A 551-nucleotide genomic window follows, 5' to 3' on the forward strand; every position below is an offset into this window, starting at 1 on the left:
CGAATTGCAAATCAAGATGGCGCAGGGTGCAAAGCCTGGGGAAGGCGGACAGCTGCCAGGAAACAAAGTATATCCTTGGGTTGCAGACGTAAGGGGCTCTACTCCGGGAGTTGGCTTAATTTCACCTCCGCCGCATCATGATATTTATTCTATTGAAGATTTGGCACAGCTTATTCACGATTTGAAAAATGCGAACCGTGATGCGCGAATCAGTGTGAAGCTTGTTTCAAAAGGCGGAATCGGCACGATTGCTGCAGGTGTGGCAAAAGGTGCGGCAGATGTTATTGTTGTTAGCGGCTATGATGGCGGTACGGGTGCATCACCAAAAACAAGTATCAAACATACTGGTCTTCCGTGGGAGCTTGGATTAGCTGAAGCACATCAAACATTAATGCTTAACGGTTTGAGAAGCAGAGTTGTCCTAGAAACAGACGGAAAGCTGATGACAGGTAAAGATGTTGTGCTGGCAGCATTGCTTGGCGCAGAAGAATTTGGCTTCGCAACAGCACCGCTGATCGTCTTAGGATGTGTAATGATGCGTGCTTGCCACT

Annotated in this window: 1 protein-coding gene; it reads left to right on the forward strand. The window is 47.9% G+C overall.

Going from position 1 to position 551, the window contains the following annotated elements; translation table 11 throughout:
• A partial coding sequence (locus QD409_RS35660) for a glutamate synthase-related protein (RefSeq protein ID WP_430765072.1) occupies positions 1 to 551 on the forward strand: 551 nt, incomplete at both ends.

This window comes from Rhizobium sp. BR 315, from assembly GCF_050577975.1.
GTDB classification, from domain to species: Bacteria; Pseudomonadota; Alphaproteobacteria; order Rhizobiales; family Rhizobiaceae; genus Rhizobium; species Rhizobium miluonense.